Origin of the sequence: Pseudomonas sp. BJa3 (assembly GCF_026343815.1) — a bacterium.
Lineage (GTDB): Bacteria > Pseudomonadota > Gammaproteobacteria > Pseudomonadales > Pseudomonadaceae > Aquipseudomonas > Aquipseudomonas soli.
The window spans coordinates 1-249 of the sequence record NZ_JAOXMC010000408.1 but is presented as its reverse complement, the minus strand read 5'-3'; the positions used below and the strand labels follow the sequence as shown (position 1 = coordinate 249).

General features: G+C 70.3%; 1 protein-coding gene. It reads left to right on the top strand.

Annotation, left to right across the window (positions count from 1 at the left end):
• Nucleotides 1-11: 11 nt before the first annotated feature.
• Complete coding sequence (locus tag OH705_RS30040) at nucleotides 12-152, top strand: protease inhibitor I42 family protein (RefSeq protein ID WP_416383610.1); 141 nt, start codon at nucleotides 12-14, stop codon at nucleotides 150-152.
• Nucleotides 153-249: the final 97 nt, after the last annotated feature.

The window sequence follows — 249 nt, the reverse complement described above, 5'->3', positions numbered from 1 at the left end:
CGCAACCGCCGATGCCCGGCGCGTCGTCGATCGCGCGCTGGTGGTTCCGCGCGGACAAGGCGGGCAAGGCCACCGTGCGCATGGTCTACCGACGGCCCTGGGAATCGGTGCCGCCGGTGGAGGTGGTGGAGTACGAGGTCGACGTCCGCTGACGCGCAAGGCAAAGTGCAGCCTCCCCCAGAGGCCAGGGAGGCCGCCATGAACCACGCCGCGTCCTGCCTGCTGCTGTCGATGATGGTGGTAGGTCCG

Bases quoted from the DNA above. Each gene is read 5' to 3' on its own strand.
- OH705_RS30040 (WP_416383610.1), top strand. From the start codon at position 12: ATGCCCGGCGCGTCGTCGATCGCGCGCTGGTGGTTCCGCGCGGACAAG.